This is a genomic window from Gordonia sp. SGD-V-85 (assembly GCF_001456905.1).
In the GTDB taxonomy this organism is placed as follows: Bacteria; Actinomycetota; Actinomycetes; order Mycobacteriales; family Mycobacteriaceae; genus Gordonia; species Gordonia hongkongensis.
The window spans coordinates 122,660-140,155 of the sequence record NZ_LNQO01000008.1; the positions used below are offsets into that span (position 1 = coordinate 122,660).

Genomic DNA, 17,496 nt, shown 5'->3' on the forward strand with positions numbered 1-17,496 from the left:
CCGCTCTTCCTGTGTACCCCTAAGATCGAAAGGTGACCAGTGAATCGGTAAACCGAGACGTCTCCGAGAGATGCCCGTGTCTGTCGGGTCTCGTCCTCGGCGACTGCTGCGGGCCGGTACTTGCCGGTGAGCGCGCCGCCCCGACGGCGGAGGCGTTGATGCGTTCGCGTTTCACCGCTTTCGCGCTGGGGGATCGGAATCATCTGCTCGCCAGTTGGCACCCCGACACCCGCCCGGCCACCCTCGAGCTGGACGAGTCGATGCGCTGGTACCGCCTCGACATCGAGTCGAGGAGGGGAGGTTCACCGTTCGATACCGAGGGCGAGGTCACCTTCACCGCCCACTACCGAGCCGGCGCGGAGCGGGGCTCACTGCATGAGCGCAGCCGGTTCATCCGGTCGAAGGGCCACTGGTTGTATGTCGACGGGATCGTCGGGTGACCCCGGCAGGGGAGCCGACGTCATGCGTCGGCGTAATCCCACCACTGCAGCCACGTCACGTTGGCGAACACGGTCAGGCACAGCAGGTAGACGAGCAGAACTGCTACCGCCCCCGCGACATTGCTGCGCCAGTTGCTCCCCTCGACCGGGTCGAGCCATCGCCGGAACGGGCGTGATGCCCACGGCATCAGCCACCACTGCATCAGGGTGACGCTGACGACCTGGCTGAGCCACAACGCGAGCCATGGCTGCGCGCCGAGCCGATCGAGCGTAGGGCCGAGAAACCGCGACAGGGTCATCACCGTCGGATAGAGCACGAGCAGCACGATCATCGCCGACTTCCAGTTCGGCGTCTTCAGGATCCGGCCGCGGTCGGTGCGCACGGTGGTACCGAACGCGGTGGTGCTCGCCATCGTCTCGAAGTCGTGGGTGAGACTCGAGCGCAACCCGGCGAGCGCTTCGCTGCGCCGGCTCGACGACACCCAGGCCGCGAGCTGCCGGTCGGTGCGGAACCGCAACACGGACAGCGATGTCTCGCGCTGCTCGTCGACGAACAGGGCGGTTCCCTCGTACCCGCCGAATTCGCTTGCCGCCTGGACCAAAACGTGCTGCGCGGCGACGAAGTCGCCGACCGCGCCCGCGACGATGTCGTGACGGAAGGCGCCGACTCCCGGCGGTGGCGACCGGCCGTCGACGAGTTCGAGCACGGGCGCCGCCGGCAGACAACCGTGCGCTCGCCCGGCGTCGAGCGCGGCACGGTGACCGGGACCGCTGAGCCACCGGTCCAGCGCCTCCTCGTCCACGAACGTGGTCGCGATCGCCGGGTCGAAATGTCCGTCGGTCACCGCCGAGATCTCGGCTCCCAGGCAGCCCTCGGAGTCGGTGGCAGACGCGGCCAGAGTCGCTGCCCACTCCGCGAAGTCGTCGGCGGAACCGGCATGGAACACCGACACCGCGATGATCGGGGTGCTGCCGGCGGTGTCGGTGGCGTCGGGCGAGGTGGCGATCGTCGTATCCTGCCGGTCGTCGGCGTCGGGCCGTCGGTCAGACGGTGACCCGACGCCCCTGGACGTAGACCTCGGCGATGGACGATTCGCGGAGGCCCATCAGCAGGCCGAACAGGGTCTGGTCGCGGGCGAGATCGGCATCGTCGGACCGGACGGCGTTCTCCAGCGTGGACTTCAAGGCGTCCATGGGTTCGATGACCAGGAAGTCGGCTTCCTTGCCCTCATCGAAGTTGCCGAAACGGTTCTCCATGTCGAGTGCCCGGGCCCCGCCGACGGTCCCGATGAACAGCATTTCGGCCGGGTGCATCGACACCCCGGCGTCTCCGGGCTCGGTGATGTGCTGTTTGAAGGCATCTCCGAGTACGCGCGGGACGAGCCATTCGTCGCCGCCGCCGAAATCGGTTCCGGCGGAGATGTTTACACCCGCCGCCACGGTGCGCTTCCACGGCATCGTGCCGGATCCGAGGAACAACTGCGACACCGGACAATGCGAGATCGAGGTACCGGTCTCGGCCATGCGCGCGAGTTCGGCGTCCTGGCAGTGCACGCAGTGCGCGAGGATGGTCCGCGGACCGAGCAGGCTCTTGCCGCCGACCTGCGATCCGGGCAGGAACTTCCCGTCATAGGTGTCGAGGTAGGAGTCGACCTGGTAGACCTCCTTGGTGGTGTCCACCTCTCCGGTGCCGGGACGGTTGTTCTCGTTGAGGTGGCTGTGGACGTAGACGCCCTGCTCGCGGTATTCGTCGTACAGGTCGCCGAGGTTCTTCAGCGTCTCGGTGGTCACCGACAGCGAGAACCGCGGCACGATCGCGACGTGCAGCAACGCGGTCCGGTAGTCGCCGGTGTCGGCGGCATGCCACTTGTCGATCTCGGCCCGGGTGAGGCGGATGGCCTCCTCCTCCGAGGTCAGCAGCGGCTTGGCGGTGTCACCGCCGACGGTCTGGATGCCGCGGCCGGCCACGATACGCAGCCCGGCCTTCTGGGTCTCGGTGAACAGGGAATCCTGGGCGTGGGGGAAGGCGGAACCGAACACCATCATCGCCGTCGTACCCGCGGCGACCCGTCGCCTGGTGAACTCGACCGCAGCGGCCTGGGCGAATTCGGGGTCGGCGAACTTGGATTCGGACGGGAAGATGCACAGATTGAGCCATTCGAGCAGTTGCCCGCCGCCGTAGGAGTCGCCGGCGTAGGTCTGCGGGAAGTGGATGTGGGTGTCGACGAAGCCCGGGATGAGATACCCGCTCGGGTGCTCGTGCGCCTCCGCGCTCGCGAATTCGGAAGGGAGCTCGGATCTCTCGCCGGCGAACTTGATCGTGCCGTCGTCGCCTACCACCAGAGCTCCGTCGGGTATCGATACCAGCGCGTCCACCGCCTCGGTGATCGCGGGACTGCCGGCGAGATGGAAGATGTGCCCGTAGTGGACGGTGTCGGTCATCGGTGCTCCTCGGGCATCGGGGTCACAAACTCGGATCGTCATCGGAGGTCCACCCGGGTGCCTGTGATCGTCCTCGGATCTCGGACGCGGTCGGCGACCAGTATCACCCGCCTCCCGTCGCACGCGCGCGCCAACCGTCGAAGTCGCCGTCTGATCGTTTCCATGTGTCGCGCGGACCGGTCGGTGCGGGCTCTCAGCTACCGGTGCGGACCGCGATCCATTCGACGAGCGGGACCGTCGCCCGCCAGTCCCGCCGCACCCGATCGACGAGTTCCGCGGAATGGATGATCTGGTCGAATCCGTAGTCCCGCCCCACCGACAGCGATCGGTGGCGAAGTAGTTCGATCCGCGGGTGAGCGACGTCGTACCCGCGAGGTGCGGTCTTCAGCCGGTCCCCGGCGATCTCCCAGCCGTCCCCCGTGAGCCGCCGGAGCAGGCTCTCGAGCTCGGGTCCGCTGCGGTCGTGGTCGATGGACTTCCGAATCTCGGCGAGCCGGGCCGGGGTGGCCTCGTAGAAGCCCGCGCCGACGCGAACACCCGGTGCGCCGATCTGCACGTAGTACCCGGTGGCCGGGGCCACGGCGACGAATGCGCCCTGGTGGGTCTTGTACGGCGTCTTGTCCTTCGAGAATCGGACGTCGCGATACGGCCGGAAGATCTTGGCCGGGCCGAACTCGTCGGCCAGCGCGTCGGTGAGGGCTCGCATGGGCTCGGCGACCGCGGAACGATAGACGTCCTTGTGGTCTTCCCAGAACGCCTTGGAGTTGTCGATCTCCAGGTCGTCGTAGAAGTCGAGTGCGGCTTCGGTGAATCCCGTGAAGTCTGTCATCGTCACTCCGGCAGGACGCGTCCGAAGCCGAGGACACCGCCGTCGGATTGCCAGTCCAGCGAGTGGATGCGGATGCGGCCCATCTCGTTGCCGCCCACCGTGACCGCGGTGTCGCCGTCGACTGCGACGACAATGTTGGTGTGCTGGCCGAATCGGGAGGACCGGTCGTAGAGCACGACGTCGCCCACCCGGGGCGTGTAGTCACCGACGGCCTCGAAACGGTTGTCTGCCTCGTAGTACTCCTGCAGTGTGTACACGCCGGGAATGCGCCAGTGGCCGGAGTTGGGGTTGACCAGCGGGCGACCCGCCGAACGCATGATCCAGCTCACGAAGTTCGCGCACCACGGCTCGTCGACACCCTCGGAGTAGAACGTCCCCGGGCGCTGAACGGCGTGTTCGTGGCGAACCGCTTCGACGATCCGCAGCTGATCCGGAGTCAGCTCGGACGCGTCGACCTGCGGGAACTCGGCGGTGTCCCAGGGCAACCACCGTTCGGGTACGGCCCGCCACGCGACGAGACCGACGCCCGCGACGACGATCACGACCAGCGCCGCGGCGATCACCGTCCGCCGACCACGTCGACGCACCGGGCGCATGCCCGCACCGTCTGCGGGTCGGTCGGCAGTCGTGTCGGCGCTCACCTCGACGAGTGTAGGCATCGGCGCCGTGGCCGCGCCTCGTTCCTCGTCCCCGCCGGCGTTCGCCCGGCGCCTCGCCCGCGCGGGCGACATGCGCGCTTGGCACAATGGGCGCCGGTCGGGGGGCCAAGGCGATTCAAGGAGCGAACGCGGTGGACGAGTCAGATCACGAGCCGATCCTGCGTGCCGGGGACACGTGCCGGGAGATCGCGACCGCCGACCGCGTCGCATGCATCGTCGACGCGGCGGACTACTTCCTGCACGCCAAGTCGGCGTTGCTGCAGGCCCGGCGCCGCATCGTCCTCATCGGTTGGGACGTGGACACCCGGATCCGGCTCGATCCGCGGACCGCCGACGACGAGGTCCCCGACGTGCTCGGGAACTTCCTGCGGTGGCTCATCGACAACCGTCCGGAACTGGAGATCTACGTCCTGCGCTGGAGCACCGGCGCGTTCACCGGCATCCTGCGCGGAGTCGCGCCGCCCTTCGTCCAGGATCTGCTCACCGGCCGTCGTCTGCACTACCGGATCGACGCCGCCCACCCGGTCTCCGCCGCGCATCATCAGAAGATCGCGGTGATCGACGACCAGTTCGCGTTCTGTGGCGGCATCGACATGACGGTGAACCGGTGGGACACTTCGGAACATCTGTCGCACAACGAGTTCCGCCGGGACCCCGATGGCCGACCGCATGGGCCCTGGCATGACGCCACGGTCGCCCTCGACGGCGACGCCGCGCGCGTGGTCGCGTCCGTCGCTCTCGACCGGTGGGAGGCCGCCACCGGCGAGAGCCTCAAACCCCTCGTCGACACCGACGGCCCCGACATCTGGCCGACGGATCTCGACGTCACGTTCACCGACTGCGACGTCGCGGTGGCCCGGACGATTCCGCAGTACGACGACCGGCCCCAGGTCGAGGAGATCCGGCGCCTGTACCGTGCGGCCTTCGCCGCGGCCCGCCGCACGATCTACATAGAGAGCCAGTACCTGGCGGCGCGCGAGGTCGCGGACGCGCTGGCGGAACGGCTCGCCGAGCCCGACGGGCCCGAGATCGTCCTGGTGCTGCCGAGGCATGCGGACAGTCCAATGGAACGGCTCGCCATGGACGGTGCGCGGCACAGGCTCCTGCAACTCCTGTGGCGCGCTGACAAGTACGACAGATTCCGTGCCTTCTACCCGGTGACCGCCGAGGGGGACCCGATCTACGTGCACGCCAAGGTGCTCATCGTCGACGACGTCCTCCTGCGCATCGGGTCCTCGAACCTCAACAACCGGTCGCTCGGATTCGACAGCGAGTGTGACGTCGCCATCGAGGCCGATCCGAACGACCCTGCCGACGGCGACCTGCGCGAGACGATCCTGTCCATGCGCACGCGGTTGTTGTCCGAGCATCTGGGCGTCGACCACGAGGTGTTCGACGATGCCGTGGCACAGGAGAATTCGCTCGTCGGGGCGGTCGATCGGCTGACCGGCCCGGGCCGGACAGTCGAGGCATTCGATCACGAGACGATCGACGGCGAGGAGTCTGTCATCGCGGAGAACGAACTCGTGGACCCGGAGGACGCGCGGATCGGCACGATCGACCGCATCTACCGCGCGGTGATCCGTCGAGGCACGCGGAACCTGCTGCGGCGCTGACGTCACATCCGCGTGCGGGCCGCCTCGATGGCGGGGGCGATGACCTCGGCGAGGTCGGATGCGACGTCGCGATCGCCCTCCGGGGGCATCGCGATGTAACTCAGCGCCATCCTGGTGATCGCGCGCGAGATCCGCACGACGTCGGACTCCGGCATCGACAGCCACTCGGACTCGCGGAAGGCCTCGGCCAGCCGGTCGGCGGCCGTGGTGATGATCGGTGCCGCATCAGTGGTGATCAGCTTCATCAGATCGGGTTTGGCCTCGCCGGACAGCAGCGAGGCGATCAGCGGGTCGGTGGCGACCCCGGCGAAGAATTCACCGAAACCCTTGTGCAGGGCCTCGGTGACGTCGCCGACCGAATTCGCCAGTGAGTCTGCGACATGGCCGGCGAAACGGCCCGCCAACCGCACCGCGTAGCCCTGCGCGAGGCCGTAACGGGAGCCGAACTCGTTGTAGACGGTCTGGCGGCTGACCCCCGTCGCGGCGGCGACATCGGACATGCGCACCGCCGCCCAGTCCCGGTCCAGCAGCAGGTCGTGCAGTCCGTCGAGCAGCGACTTGTGCAGCAGGGCTTTGCTGTCCTGCGCATAGTTGCGAGTCGTCATCCGTGCGCACCGACCGGCTGGAGAGATGACTCGATCTCGGCGCGCAGGGATCGTCCCGAGCCGCCCCTGCCCAGGCAGACCGCGCCAACGAGACGACTTCCGGCGAAAGCCCGCACGACAGAGCAGGAGTCGTCCAGGTCGACCTCCACACGATCTCCCGATGTCGGCCACCCGACGATCTGGATGTTGGTCGTGTACTGCATCGTCCAGGCCAGTGGCACACGCGGTACCGCAGTGCTGATGCCGGTGTCCAGCCCGAGGTCGGCGGCGATCGTCATGGCGACCAGTCTGCCGTGCTCGGTCGCGGTGAGCCACTGCTCGGCACGCATCGGTGCGCCCGTCAACGGATGGGGCCGCGCTGCGACGTCGCCAGCCGCGTAGACGCCGGGGACTCGGGTTCGCAGCAAATCGTCGACGACGATCCCGGCCGCATCGACGGGAATCCCTGCGCTGTGCGGTAATTCGAGATCGGGCTCCATTCCGATCGCGCTGATCACCGTTCCGGTCAACGTCCGCCCGTCCGCCAACGTCACGGACTCGGCGGTGATCGTGGTGGGCACCACGCCGGTGAGGATCTGCACCCCGCGTTCCCGGTGCAGGGTCGCCACCGCCTCGGCCACCGTTGCCGGAACGATCCGCGACAACAGCGACGTCTCGCGCTCGATGACGGTGACGCGCGAACCGTCTCCGGTCGACGCCACGGCTGCGGCGATCTCCAGTCCGATCAGTCCGCCGCCGAGAACGATCACCGGCCCGTCCTGGATCGCGTGCCGGAGCTCCGCCGCGTCGTGCCGGGTGCGCAGGGCGAGCGGGGACGACGTCGTGCCGGGGAGTCGCCGGGCACGCCCTCCGGTGGCCAGGACCAGCGCGTCGTAATCCACTTGGGAGGAGTCGGCGAGGCAGACCCGCCGCGACGAGGCGTCGACGTCGGCGACGCGCGTCGAGGTCACGATCTCGATGCCCCGATCCGACCAGTACCCGGGCGGACGGAGCGTGATCTTGGCGTCCGTCAGGTCGCCGTCGACGAGGTTCTTGCTCAGCGCCGTTCGACGGTAGGGGAGTTGTGGCTCGTCCCCGAACACGGTGATTGTTCCGTCGAAACCGTTGGAACGCAGCGACTCCGCAGCCGTGATGCCAGCTACGCCGGTGCCGACGATCACCACCGAACCGCCCCGGGTGGTGCCGGTGCGAACGGCGCTCACGGACGGGCTACCTCGACCATCTCGAAATCGGCCTTGGCCGCACCGCAGTCCGGGCAGCTCCAGTCGTCGGGGATGTCGGCCCAGCGGGTGCCCGGCTCGATGCCGTCCTCCGGCCAACCTAGTTCTTCGTCGTACTCGAAACCGCAGACCTCACAACGGAAGAGCTTGAAGTTCATCGCACAGAGTTCCCTTCGCTGATTTCATCCGGCCCGCTCGCTTCGCTCCCGGCGCCGAGATCATCCGGCCCGCTCGCTTCGCTCCCGGCGCCGAGGAAGTCGATCTTCTCCCGCACGCCGCAGTCGGGGCACGGCCAGTCGTCGGGAATGGTGGCCCAGGGGGTGCCGGGCGGGAAGCCCTCCCGGGGAGCGCCGACGGTCTCGTCGTAGACGTAATCGCAGACCGGACAACGGAAGGTGCTCATCGCGGCGACACCCCGTGCTCGGCCAGGACGCGTTCGCGGCGGTGCGGTGCGATGTTGATCCGTTCGACGTCTCCGTCGTAGTGGTCGAGCACCCGCTTGTCCATCACACGCCGCCAGATCGGTGGGAAGTAGGCGAGCGTGATCATGCTCGCGTATCCGCTCGGCAGGTTGGGCGCGCCGTCGAAGCTGCGCAGGGTCTGATACCTCCGGGTGGGGTTCGCATGGTGATCGCTGTGGCGCTGGAGGTGGTACAGGAAGATGTTGGTGCAGATGTGGTCGGAGTTCCAGCTGTGCTCGGGCGTGCACCGCTCGTAGCGGCCGGTCCGCGTCTTCTGGCGGAGTAGACCGTAGTGCTCGAGGTAGTTCACGGTCTCCAGCAGTGAGAAACCGTAGACGGCCTGGATCACGAGGAAGGGGAGGATCTCCCAGCCGAAGATCGCGGTGAGCGCCCCCCACAGCACGATCGACATCGCCCATGCGTTGAGGACGTCGTTGCTCGGATGCCAGAAGGGCTTGCCCGCCCGCTCGAGGCGTTTGCGTTCGAGCTCGACGGAGGACGTGAGGCTTCCCCAGACGCTACGGGGGAGGAAGCGCCAGAACGACTCTCCGAAACGGGAGCTGGCCGGATCTTCGGGCGTCGCGACCCGCACGTGGTGCCCACGGTTGTGCTCGATGTAGAAGTGACCGTAAAACGTCTGGGCGAGAGTGATCTTCGACAACCAGCGTTCCAGATCGTCCTTCTTGTGCCCCAGTTCGTGAGCGGTGTTGATTCCGATCCCGCCCATCGCGCCGATCGACAGCGCCAGCCCGATCTTCGACGCGAGCCCGAGCCCGCCGTCGATGCCGAGCCAACTGAGGTCGTCGGCCGTCCACAGGTAGCAGGCCATCACGAGACTCGCGAGCTGGAACGGGATGTACACGTACGTGCAGTAGCGGTAGTACTTGTCGTTCTCCAGCTGCTCCATCAGCTCTTCGGGCGGATTCGATCCGTCGGGCCCGAAGAACACGTCGAGGATCGGGAGCAGAACGTAGACGAGTAGCGGTCCGATCCACCACCACACCGGCGACACGACGTCGAAACCGTGGCCGATCGCATTGAAGCCGGCGACGAGACCCATTGCGAGAAAGATCGACGTCGGCGGGATCAGGCCGAGCAGCCAGAGATGGCGTTTGCGGTCCTTCCACTCGGCGGGGGAGTCGTCCGCGGTGAACGGGGTCGGTGCGGTACTCATACGCGCTCCTGTCTGGGCGGGCTGTGTTCTACGCTACTAGACATTAACCGCGACAATGTCCGTTGTCTAGACATTGACGTCTATTTGTAAAGAAGCGTTGGTGCGGGGACGTCCGACGGGGACCTGGGCGGCAGGAAGGTCGCTCGCCGCTGCCGGGGTCTTCGAGACCACCCTGTCCTTCATCTCGGTCGTCGAGTCGACCCCGTCGGTTCGCACGTTGGTGAACACGAGCACCTTGAGCTGGTCCATGGCCACGGCCGAGGTCTTGCCCATCACGGCTCCGCAGGGGCGGAGCGCTGCTCGCTGTCGTGGTGCTGGTCCGAGGCCTGTTCCTGTGGTCGCCGCCGAGTTCGGGTTCGGCTGCCCGGAACCCGCTCCCGCTCGACAGGTCGAGTGGGAGCGGGTCGGTCGTGTTCCGCTGTGGAGTTGTCAAAGTACAGATGCGGTCCCGGGTTTGGCCCGGGTGCGGCGCGTGAGGTGTGTGTCGGAAGGGTGGAGTCAGGCGGCGTCGTCGAGGCGCATGGTGCGTCGGTTGTAGGCGGGTAACGGTCGGCGGTGTGGGTCAATACTGGGGGGTGGGACGAGCCAAGGGTGTCGGTCGAAACCCATCACGATGTCCCAGCCGTGGTGGTGGACCTGCGTATGGCAGCGTTGGCAGAGCAGGCAGCCGTTGTCGAGGTCGGTGGGTCCGCCGTCGGCCCACGGCTTGATGTGGTGGACCTGGGTATGTGACGGTGGCGCACCGCATTTGATGCAGCAGGCGTCGCGGACGATCATTGCTTTGCGCAGGTGCGCCGGGAACAAGCGGTGGGTGTGGCCCATCTGCAGCGGCACGCCTTCGCCATTGAGGATGATCTCGGTCAAGGATCCGTCACATGAGACCTGTCGGGCTGTAGGTTGGCTGACGGTTCCGGTCCACGGCAGTGTTGCGAGGTCTCCGGTCGCGGGGATCGTCAGCATCAATTGGGTGCGTGGGCTTCCGACGGTGTCGATGCTCGCGCCGATCGCTGCTTGGTCGAGGATCAACTCGAAAGCGTCGGCGCGACGCTGCTCTGCGGTGCGTCGATCCTCGGCGCCGTCGGGTTCGGGCCGTGGGCAGGACCGTTCGTCGATCATGGCCAGGAACTTCTCACCCACGACCTGGGTGAGGTCGGCACGCACCTCGACGCGGCCGTCGTCGGTGGTGTGCGCGTTCACCGAGTTCAAGCGTGCATCGTCCGACGCTGGGGTTCCGGCGTCAGAGGCGTCGGCGAGGGCGTTGCTGATGGCGTGAGCATGCTTGAGCACTTCGGTCGGTGTTGCACCGGATAGTGCTTGGGCGATGAGTTCGATCTCATACCGGGAGCGTTCCCCCTCGGGAAGAGCGTCACCACACCGTTTTTCGATCTCGTTCATGCCGCGGACGATGGCATCGACGACCTCGCCGGACAGCCGCCCGTCAGCGGCATGACGAGACAGCGCAGGCAACCCCGGCAACGCATCGACGCTTCGCATGGTGCGGTGCGCGGCGGCCGGTGCGTGGCCTGACTCGATCAGCAGTTTCTTGGTGGTGCTTCCGGCCTTCTGTGCGACACCGAGGGCGTCGAGTTGCGCTGCGTGCGTGGCGATCTGATGGTCAGCAAGGTTGCGGATCAGACGCCACGTGTCGAGGGAGTCGAATGTTGCTCTGCCGGTTGGGTCGTCGGCGGGCGGGGTGGTCTCGATGAGCTGATCGAGGAGAGTGGCGAGCTCTGGCATGACTCCACAGTACAGGAACATCCGTTCGATTTCGAGGAAATTCCACAAGCCGAGAACCGCGAATTCATCTACTGTGCAGCATATTTCGTTCACTGTGCGTCTGATGGCGTTGACTGTGCGCTTCTCGTGGTCAGTGGCCGGTTCAAGTCACTCCAGTTTTCGAGTACGCCCGGACGGGCGCGCATTTTTTGCTGGTGGAGCAGTCTCGACGTCCCAGGAGGCGACCGGACTGGCGTGGCCGGCGTGCGGAAGGTAACGGCGATATGTGTTGGGGGCCGAAGGGTATCGTCCGGCTCAGCGCTCAGCGATTTCAGATGCCGCTGAGTATGCGGGAATGGCTGTCGCCGAGACACTGACTGGGTCGTCGAAACGGTCGCCTCGATGGTGCAGGCATACGTAGGACCGGGGGAGCCGTCGTGCCGCCTACCCGGGCGGAAAGTCGGCAGGGTTCGAGGTGGAACAGCTGTGTCACCGTGACGTCGCCTACCGCAACTGTTGCGTCGGTGACGCCCTTTTCAGGTACCGATGTGGGCGCGTTGGCTGTTGAGGGCGTGTCCCTCGGGTGTGGCCGGCCGGCGGGTCTCGGCCTGCTCCGGTGAGGCTCTCTTGTGGCGCCCCGCGGGTAAGTGCGCGGCGGGGCTACGACCCGGTGTTCTCTGGTCGCGGTGACCCGCCGGGTCCTGGGTGGTGAGGTCGTGGTCGGACAGGTATCCGGCGGTCTCCGTCCGATCCGATGCCGGAGGTCGTCGACGGGTTCGGGTCGGTTGAAGTCGATAGACGTCGGGTCGATGTCCAGTCGTCCGGGCAAACCCCGTCTCGCGGTGCGCCGAACTCGGTTCGCGGAAAGTTTTTTCGGCGACGAATTGTCGGCGGGAGCACGTGGGTCGAGAGAGCCCGCACCGACCTCCACCAGTGTGCGCGGCGGTGAACTCGTTGACGGAACGAGCCGTGACGTACATCGATCAACCCATCATCGGGCCCGGGCCGGTCAGGTTCGGCGGGTCATCGAGGGGCTCGGCGACGTGAGAACTCATTGGTCTGCTGCATCTCAGCGGCCAGGTAGCGACGTCGCCACCGGACTGGACACGCGCTCCGCATTGTCGAGAAGCGCGCTTGACCGGGTCGGGCGTTCGGCGCCGATTGCCGACACGGTCACTGACGGCCGCCGACCTTCTAGGGCACGGTGCATGCCGGGCCCACCGCCGAACGCGCGTCCGCAAGCCGGAAGAAGCAGAAAATCCCCAACCCCGCACGCGGAGTTGGGGATTCTGCAGCATCTGGGACCCGAGTAGCGAGGCCCTGCTCGCTGGTCTTACGGGGTGTTGATCCAGTCCAGGATCGACTGCGCGGCGCGGGGGTCACCGTTGTTGATGCCGATGACCGCACCGATCGCAGCGCCGACGCCGGCGCCCCAGACGCAGCCGACGATGACGATGCAGCCGATGACGAGGCCGGCGAGCGCGCCGATGGCGGTGGTGACGTTGCCGCCGCGGTTCCAGCCGTTGGTGATGTGCCAGATCATCTGCTGATAGGCCCGGTCCTTCTTCGCCGACGCCGGGCGAACCCCGGCTGCGATCGCCGCACGCGCCTCGGGGGAGAGGATCGGCGTGAACGTCGCCTGGGTGCGGTCGGCGGAGACCTGCGCGCGCATCGGGACCGCGGCCCCGTCGAACGGCAGCACGAGCCCGATCCGTTCGATGGTCCGGCCGCGGGAGTCGACGACCCGCAGTTCCTGCTCGCCCGCGACGAACGTGGCGTTGCTCAGCTTGGACACGATCGAGGACCCATCGGCGGAGGCGCTCGAGTGGTGGGACGGCAGGGCAGGCGCGGGGGCGCCGTTGGCGGTGCCGAAGGAGATGGTCAGTGCCGAGATGGCCAGGGCCATGATGGCGAGGAGGCGAATGCGCTTCATTGGTTCTGTGGTCCGCTTTCGTCGAGTGGTGGTGTGTCCGGTCCGGCGATCGGCGCACACACCGGGTCGGTCCATGCGCGTTATGTCGGGTTCGGCGCTGTGATTGTCCCATCACACGTCCGGTTTCGTCCGTCAGGAGTCCCGGTGTGGGTCGCCCGGATGACGCGTCAGTCAGGTGTTCCAAGGCTCTGGTCGTGGTCGACTCATCTGCATCGATTCATTGCCAGCATTGATGCTGCCACTAATTGACTTGGACATGAATGGATGGCCGGTTCTACGGTCAGGACAAGGCCGAGTGCTCCGGCAGACCGGCGCCGACGGTGAGCCGCCATCGAGGTAGATGAGGCTTCCGGGTGGCACGGCGGCATGGCCACCTCGGCGGAACGTCAACTCCAGGGATGGGATCACGATGACCATTGCGCAGCAGCCCGCACCGTCGACGACGCAAGACCTCACCGGACAGCTGATCATCGCGGGTGAACGGGTGACGGGCTCAGGAGGCGCCGTATACGGCATCGACCCCACGACGGACGCGCGGCTGTTGCCCGCCTACGCACACGGCACCGTGGCCGATGTGGTCCGAGCCACCGCGGCTGCAGCGGCCGCCTTCGGACCGTACCGAGCCACCTCCTCCGAAGGCCGGGCGCACTTCCTCTCGACGATCGCCGACAACCTCGACGCCGCGACCGAGGTCCTCGTGGAGCGCGCCGTCGCAGAGACCGGACTCCCGGCCGCACGTATCACCGGCGAGGTCGGTCGCACATCCGGTCAACTCCGTCTGTTCGCGTCTGTACTCCGCGAAGGCAGCTGGCACGGGGCGCGCATTGACCCCGCGCGCCCGGACCGCACTCCGCTGCCGCGCGCCGACATCCGGCAACGCAAAGTTCCTCTCGGCCCCGTGGCCGTGTTCGGCGCCAGCAACTTCCCGCTCGCGTTCTCCGTCGCCGGCGGAGACACCGCGTCGGCGCTCGCCGCCGGGTGTCCGGTGGTGGTCAAGGCGCACGACGCACACCCTGGTACCTCGGAACTGGTCGGCCAGCTGATCACTGACGCGATCGTCGCCACCGGTATGCCCGCGGGTACGTTCTCGTTGCTGTACGGCACCGGTCGTGAGATCGGCATCGCACTTGTCACCGACCCACGCATCAAGGCGGTCGGCTTCACCGGATCTCGTTCGGGTGGAACAGCTCTCGTTGCCGCAGCCGCATCGCGACCCGAGCCCATCCCGGTGTATGCGGAGATGAGTTCGATCAACCCGGTCTTCCCGCTCGAAGGTGCGCTGCGAGACGACGCGGCAGCCCTTGGCCGTGCGTTCGTGGGCTCGCTGACGATGGGGTCGGGCCAGTTCTGCACCAACCCCGGCCTCGTCATCGCCGTCGACGGCCCAGGCCTCGACGCCTTTGTCGCCGCAGCTTCCGAAGCGATCTCCGCGTCGAACCCCACGCCGATGCTGACCCCGGGGATCGCCGCGAGCTACGCGACGGGGGTGGACGAATTCGTGTCCGCCGCCGATGTTCTGGCTCGGTCCACGGATGCGGCCGGGCCGAATGAATGCCGGGCCGCGCTCTTCGGTACGGACGCCGAGACCTTCCTCGCGTCGAAGACGTTGCAGCAGGAGATCTTCGGGTCGTCGAGCCTTGTCGTGCGCTGCCGGGACCTGAAGCAGGTGCGCGAGGTTGCTGCCGAGCTCGAAGGTCAGCTGACAGCGACCATCCATGCCGCGACCTCCGACCACGACGACGCCCGCGACCTGCTCGAGGAGCTCGAGCTCAAGGCCGGTCGGATTCTGTTCAACGGGTGGCCCACCGGTGTCGAGGTCGGCCACGCAATGGTCCACGGCGGCCCGTATCCGTCCACCTCCGACAGCCGTTCCACCAGCGTCGGGTCGCTCGCCATCGAGCGGTTCCTGCGACCGGTGGCGTACCAGGACGTCCCAGCGGCACTGCTGCCACAGCCGATTGCCGACGGAAACCCCGAACACATCTGGCGCCGCGTCGACGGCGAACTCATCCGCGACTGAACCACACCCATCCAAGGAGTCCCAATGCTCAACGGCGTCTTGTTCTTCCCCGTCACACCTTTCGACAGCACCGGAGAGGTCGACTACCGGCGCCTCGCCGAACACATCGACCGCGGGGTGGCAGCCGGCCCCGGCGGCGTGTTCATCGCCTGCGGCACCGGCGAGTTCCACGCACTCGGACTCGAGGAGTTCGGCCGGATCGTCCGCTGCGCGGTCGAGACCGTCGCGGGCCGTGTCCCGGTGTTCGCCGGCGCCGGTGGTTCCCTGGTCCAGGCCAAGGAGTTCGCGGTGAGCGCGAAAGCCAATGGTGCCGACGGTGTCCTGCTGCTGCCCCCGTATCTGGTGACGATGCCGCCCGCCGGCCTCGCCGAGTACACACGATCCGTCGCGGCGGCCACCGATCTGCCGCTCATCGTCTACAACCGCGGCAATGCGGTGTTCGACGAGGTGTCGGCGGTCGAGGTCGCCGAGCTGCCGACCGTCATCGGGTTCAAGGACGGCACGGGTGACCTCGACAACGTGTCGCGCATCGTCATCGCGGTGAAGGAGGCGCTCGGTGACACGAAGGAGTTCCTGTTCTTCAACGGTCTGCCCACCGCCGAGATCACACAGCAGGCCTACCGCGCCATCGGCGTCACCCTGTATTCGTCGGCGACGTTCGCCTTCGCTCCCGAGCTGGCCCTCGCCTTCTACAACTCGCTGGAGAACGGCGACGTCGAGCTGACCGAGGCGCTGCTGCGGGACTTCTTCCATCCGTTGGTCCGTCTGCGCAACAAGGTGCCGGGATATGCCGTCGCCCTCGTGAAGCACGGCGTGACGATGGAGGGCATCGAGGCTGGCCCCGTACGGGCGCCCCTGGTCCAGCCGACTCCCGAGCACAAGGCCGAACTCGAGCGGATCACCGCCGCGGGCCGGGCAGTCCTGGCGAGCACGCTCGCCGTTCAAGCAGCGGTCTGAGAAGCCATGACGACCAACATGATCGACACGCCCCGGGTCGGACACCCCTCGGTCGCCGGCCACCGGACCGACACCACGATCACGAAGGTGACCGTCACTCCGGTCGCCTTCGTCGACCCGCCGCTCCTCAACACCGTTGGCGTTCATCAGCCCTACGCGCTTCGGGCGATCATCGTGATCGACACCGCCGACGGTGTGCGCGGGCTCGGTGAAACTTACGCGGACACCGCCCATCTCGCGCGTATGGAGGCGGCTGCCAAGGCGATCATCGGCCTCGACGTCTTCGCCCTACACCGCCTCCGGGAGGCCATCGACGCCCGGATCTCGACACTGGCCGTCACCGGTGGTGACGGGGTGGCCGGGATGATCACCACCGCCAGCACCACCGACCGCGTCTTCTCACCATTCGAGGTGGCCTGCCTGGACATCCAGGGGAAGACTCTCGGCCGGCCGGTCAGCGACCTGCTGGGCGGAAGCGTGCGCGACCGGGTTCCGTTCAGCGCTTATCTGTTCTACAAATGGGCGGCCCACCCCGGTGCCGTCGGAGCCAACGGTCTGCCGGACGAATGGGGTGAGGCGATCGACCCGAGCGGGTTGATCCGGCAGGCACACCGCATGATCGACCGCTACGGGTTCACCGCGATCAAGCTCAAGGGCGGGGTGTTCGACCCCGACGAGGAGATCGCCGCGATCAAGGCGCTGCACGCCGAATTCCCCGGTGTGCCCTTGCGCCTCGACCCCAATGCCGCCTGGACCGTCGAGACCTCGGTGCGAGTCGCAGCAGAACTCGAGGGGATCGTCGAGTATCTGGAGGACCCGACCCCGGGCCTCGACGGTATGGCACGGGTTGCCGAGCAGGCGAGGATGCCGCTCGCGACCAACATGTGCGTCGTGGCCTTCGATCACCTCGAACCCGCGGTGCGACAGAGGTCGGTCTCGGTCGTGTTGTCCGACCATCACTACTGGGGTGGCCTGCAACGCTCACGGCTGCTCGGTGGCATCTGCGAGACCTTCGGGCTGGCGCTGTCGATGCACTCCAACTCGCACCTGGGTATCAGCCTCGCCGCGATGGTGCATCTGGCGTCTGCGACGCCCAACCTCACGTATGCCTGCGACACACACTGGCCCTGGAAGACCGAGGACGTGGTGAAGCCCGGTGTGCTGGACATCGTCGACGGTGCGGTGACGGTCCCGACCGGCCCGGGTCTGGGCGTCGAACTCGACGACGAGGCGCTGGAGGCCCTGCACCAGCAATACCTCGACTGCGGCATCCGGGATCGCGACGACACCGGCTACATGCAGTCCATCGATCCGGGCTTCCGGAACACCAGCCCGCGGTGGTGAACGAACCCTCGACCGACAGCCGAGAAGTGGTCTAGCGTCATCCACACCACCCCGCAGATTGCCGGGTTACGATGCCGAAA

16 protein-coding genes and 1 pseudogene are annotated in these 17,496 nt (G+C 67.2%); 5 read left to right on the forward strand and 12 right to left on the reverse strand.

What is annotated here, in order from left to right; all coding sequences use genetic code 11:
• Window positions 1-32: 32 nt before the first annotated feature.
• On the forward strand, window positions 33-440 hold the full coding sequence (locus AS181_RS11750) for a YchJ family protein (protein WP_058251783.1): 408 nt from the start codon (window positions 33-35) through the stop codon (window positions 438-440).
• Window positions 441-460: 20 nt separating this feature from the next.
• Here the strand turns inward: AS181_RS11750 and AS181_RS11755 are convergent, their stop codons facing one another.
• The 4 genes from AS181_RS11755 to AS181_RS11770 form a co-directional block, all read right to left on the reverse strand.
• The gene (locus AS181_RS11755; RefSeq protein WP_058251784.1) at window positions 461-1,393 is read right to left on the reverse strand and encodes an antibiotic biosynthesis monooxygenase; all 933 of its coding nucleotides are present in this window, start codon (window positions 1,391-1,393) and stop codon (window positions 461-463) included.
• Window positions 1,394-1,484: 91 nt separating this feature from the next.
• Complete coding sequence (locus AS181_RS11760; RefSeq protein ID WP_058251785.1) at window positions 1,485-2,882, reverse strand: amidohydrolase family protein; 1,398 nt, start codon at window positions 2,880-2,882, stop codon at window positions 1,485-1,487.
• Between the two features lie 193 nt (window positions 2,883-3,075).
• Window positions 3,076-3,711, reverse strand: coding sequence for a DUF2461 domain-containing protein (locus AS181_RS11765; RefSeq protein WP_058251786.1), 636 nt, complete (start codon window positions 3,709-3,711; stop codon window positions 3,076-3,078).
• Window positions 3,712-3,713: 2 nt separating this feature from the next.
• On the reverse strand, window positions 3,714-4,307 hold the full coding sequence (locus AS181_RS11770) for a CHAP domain-containing protein (RefSeq protein WP_058251867.1): 594 nt from the start codon (window positions 4,305-4,307) through the stop codon (window positions 3,714-3,716).
• 149 nt (window positions 4,308-4,456) lie between these two features.
• Here AS181_RS11770 and AS181_RS11775 point away from each other — a divergent pair, with 149 nt between their 5' ends.
• The gene (locus AS181_RS11775; protein ID WP_416259059.1) at window positions 4,457-5,986 is read left to right on the forward strand and encodes a phospholipase D-like domain-containing protein; all 1,530 of its coding nucleotides are present in this window, start codon (window positions 4,457-4,459) and stop codon (window positions 5,984-5,986) included.
• A gap of 2 nt (window positions 5,987-5,988) precedes the next feature.
• On the opposite strand, the gene AS181_RS11780 is transcribed toward AS181_RS11775, so the two are convergent.
• The 8 genes and pseudogenes from AS181_RS11780 to AS181_RS11815 all read right to left on the reverse strand — a co-directional run bounded on the left by AS181_RS11780 (window position 5,989) and on the right by AS181_RS11815 (window position 13,095).
• Window positions 5,989-6,591 carry a TetR family transcriptional regulator gene (locus AS181_RS11780; protein ID WP_058251788.1) on the reverse strand — a complete coding sequence of 201 codons (603 nt, stop codon included), beginning with the start codon at window positions 6,589-6,591 and terminating at the stop codon, window positions 5,989-5,991.
• Entirely contained in the window at window positions 6,588-7,793 is a 1,206-nt protein-coding gene (locus tag AS181_RS11785) for an NAD(P)/FAD-dependent oxidoreductase (RefSeq protein WP_058251789.1), read from the reverse strand. Before AS181_RS11785 ends, AS181_RS11780 begins: the two co-directional genes overlap by 4 nt.
• Window positions 7,790-7,969: a rubredoxin gene (locus tag AS181_RS11790; protein ID WP_058251790.1), complete on the reverse strand. Its 180-nt coding sequence runs from the start codon at window positions 7,967-7,969 to the stop codon at window positions 7,790-7,792. Before AS181_RS11790 ends, AS181_RS11785 begins: the two co-directional genes overlap by 4 nt.
• Window positions 7,970-8,043: 74 nt before the next feature.
• A pseudogene (locus tag AS181_RS25720) lies at window positions 8,044-8,214 on the reverse strand (rubredoxin); the annotation flags it as partial.
• Window positions 8,211-9,446 (reverse strand): alkane 1-monooxygenase, encoded by a 1,236-nt coding sequence (locus AS181_RS11800; protein ID WP_058251792.1) that lies wholly within the window; start codon window positions 9,444-9,446, stop codon window positions 8,211-8,213. The pseudogene AS181_RS25720 and the gene AS181_RS11800, both read right to left, overlap by 4 nt.
• Before the next feature lie 66 nt (window positions 9,447-9,512).
• Window positions 9,513-9,719 (reverse strand): hypothetical protein, encoded by a 207-nt coding sequence (locus AS181_RS11805; protein WP_058251793.1) that lies wholly within the window; start codon window positions 9,717-9,719, stop codon window positions 9,513-9,515.
• Window positions 9,720-9,944: 225 nt separating this feature from the next.
• Entirely contained in the window at window positions 9,945-11,204 is a 1,260-nt protein-coding gene (locus tag AS181_RS11810) for an HNH endonuclease signature motif containing protein (protein WP_058251794.1), read from the reverse strand.
• A gap of 1,291 nt (window positions 11,205-12,495) precedes the next feature.
• A complete protein-coding gene (locus AS181_RS11815; protein WP_058251795.1) occupies window positions 12,496-13,095 on the reverse strand; it encodes a hypothetical protein in 600 nt (199 codons plus the stop codon).
• Window positions 13,096-13,504: 409 nt separating this feature from the next.
• Here AS181_RS11815 and AS181_RS11820 point away from each other — a divergent pair, with 409 nt between their 5' ends.
• The 3 genes from AS181_RS11820 to AS181_RS11830 are packed head-to-tail and all read left to right on the forward strand — an operon-like array spanning window position 13,505 to window position 17,416.
• Complete coding sequence (locus AS181_RS11820) at window positions 13,505-15,115, forward strand: aldehyde dehydrogenase (NADP(+)) (RefSeq protein WP_058251796.1); 1,611 nt, start codon at window positions 13,505-13,507, stop codon at window positions 15,113-15,115.
• 24 nt (window positions 15,116-15,139) lie between these two features.
• Entirely contained in the window at window positions 15,140-16,072 is a 933-nt protein-coding gene (locus tag AS181_RS11825; protein ID WP_058251797.1) for a 5-dehydro-4-deoxyglucarate dehydratase, read from the forward strand.
• A gap of 18 nt (window positions 16,073-16,090) precedes the next feature.
• The gene (locus tag AS181_RS11830) at window positions 16,091-17,416 is read left to right on the forward strand and encodes a glucarate dehydratase family protein (protein WP_058251868.1); all 1,326 of its coding nucleotides are present in this window, start codon (window positions 16,091-16,093) and stop codon (window positions 17,414-17,416) included.
• Window positions 17,417-17,496: the final 80 nt, after the last annotated feature.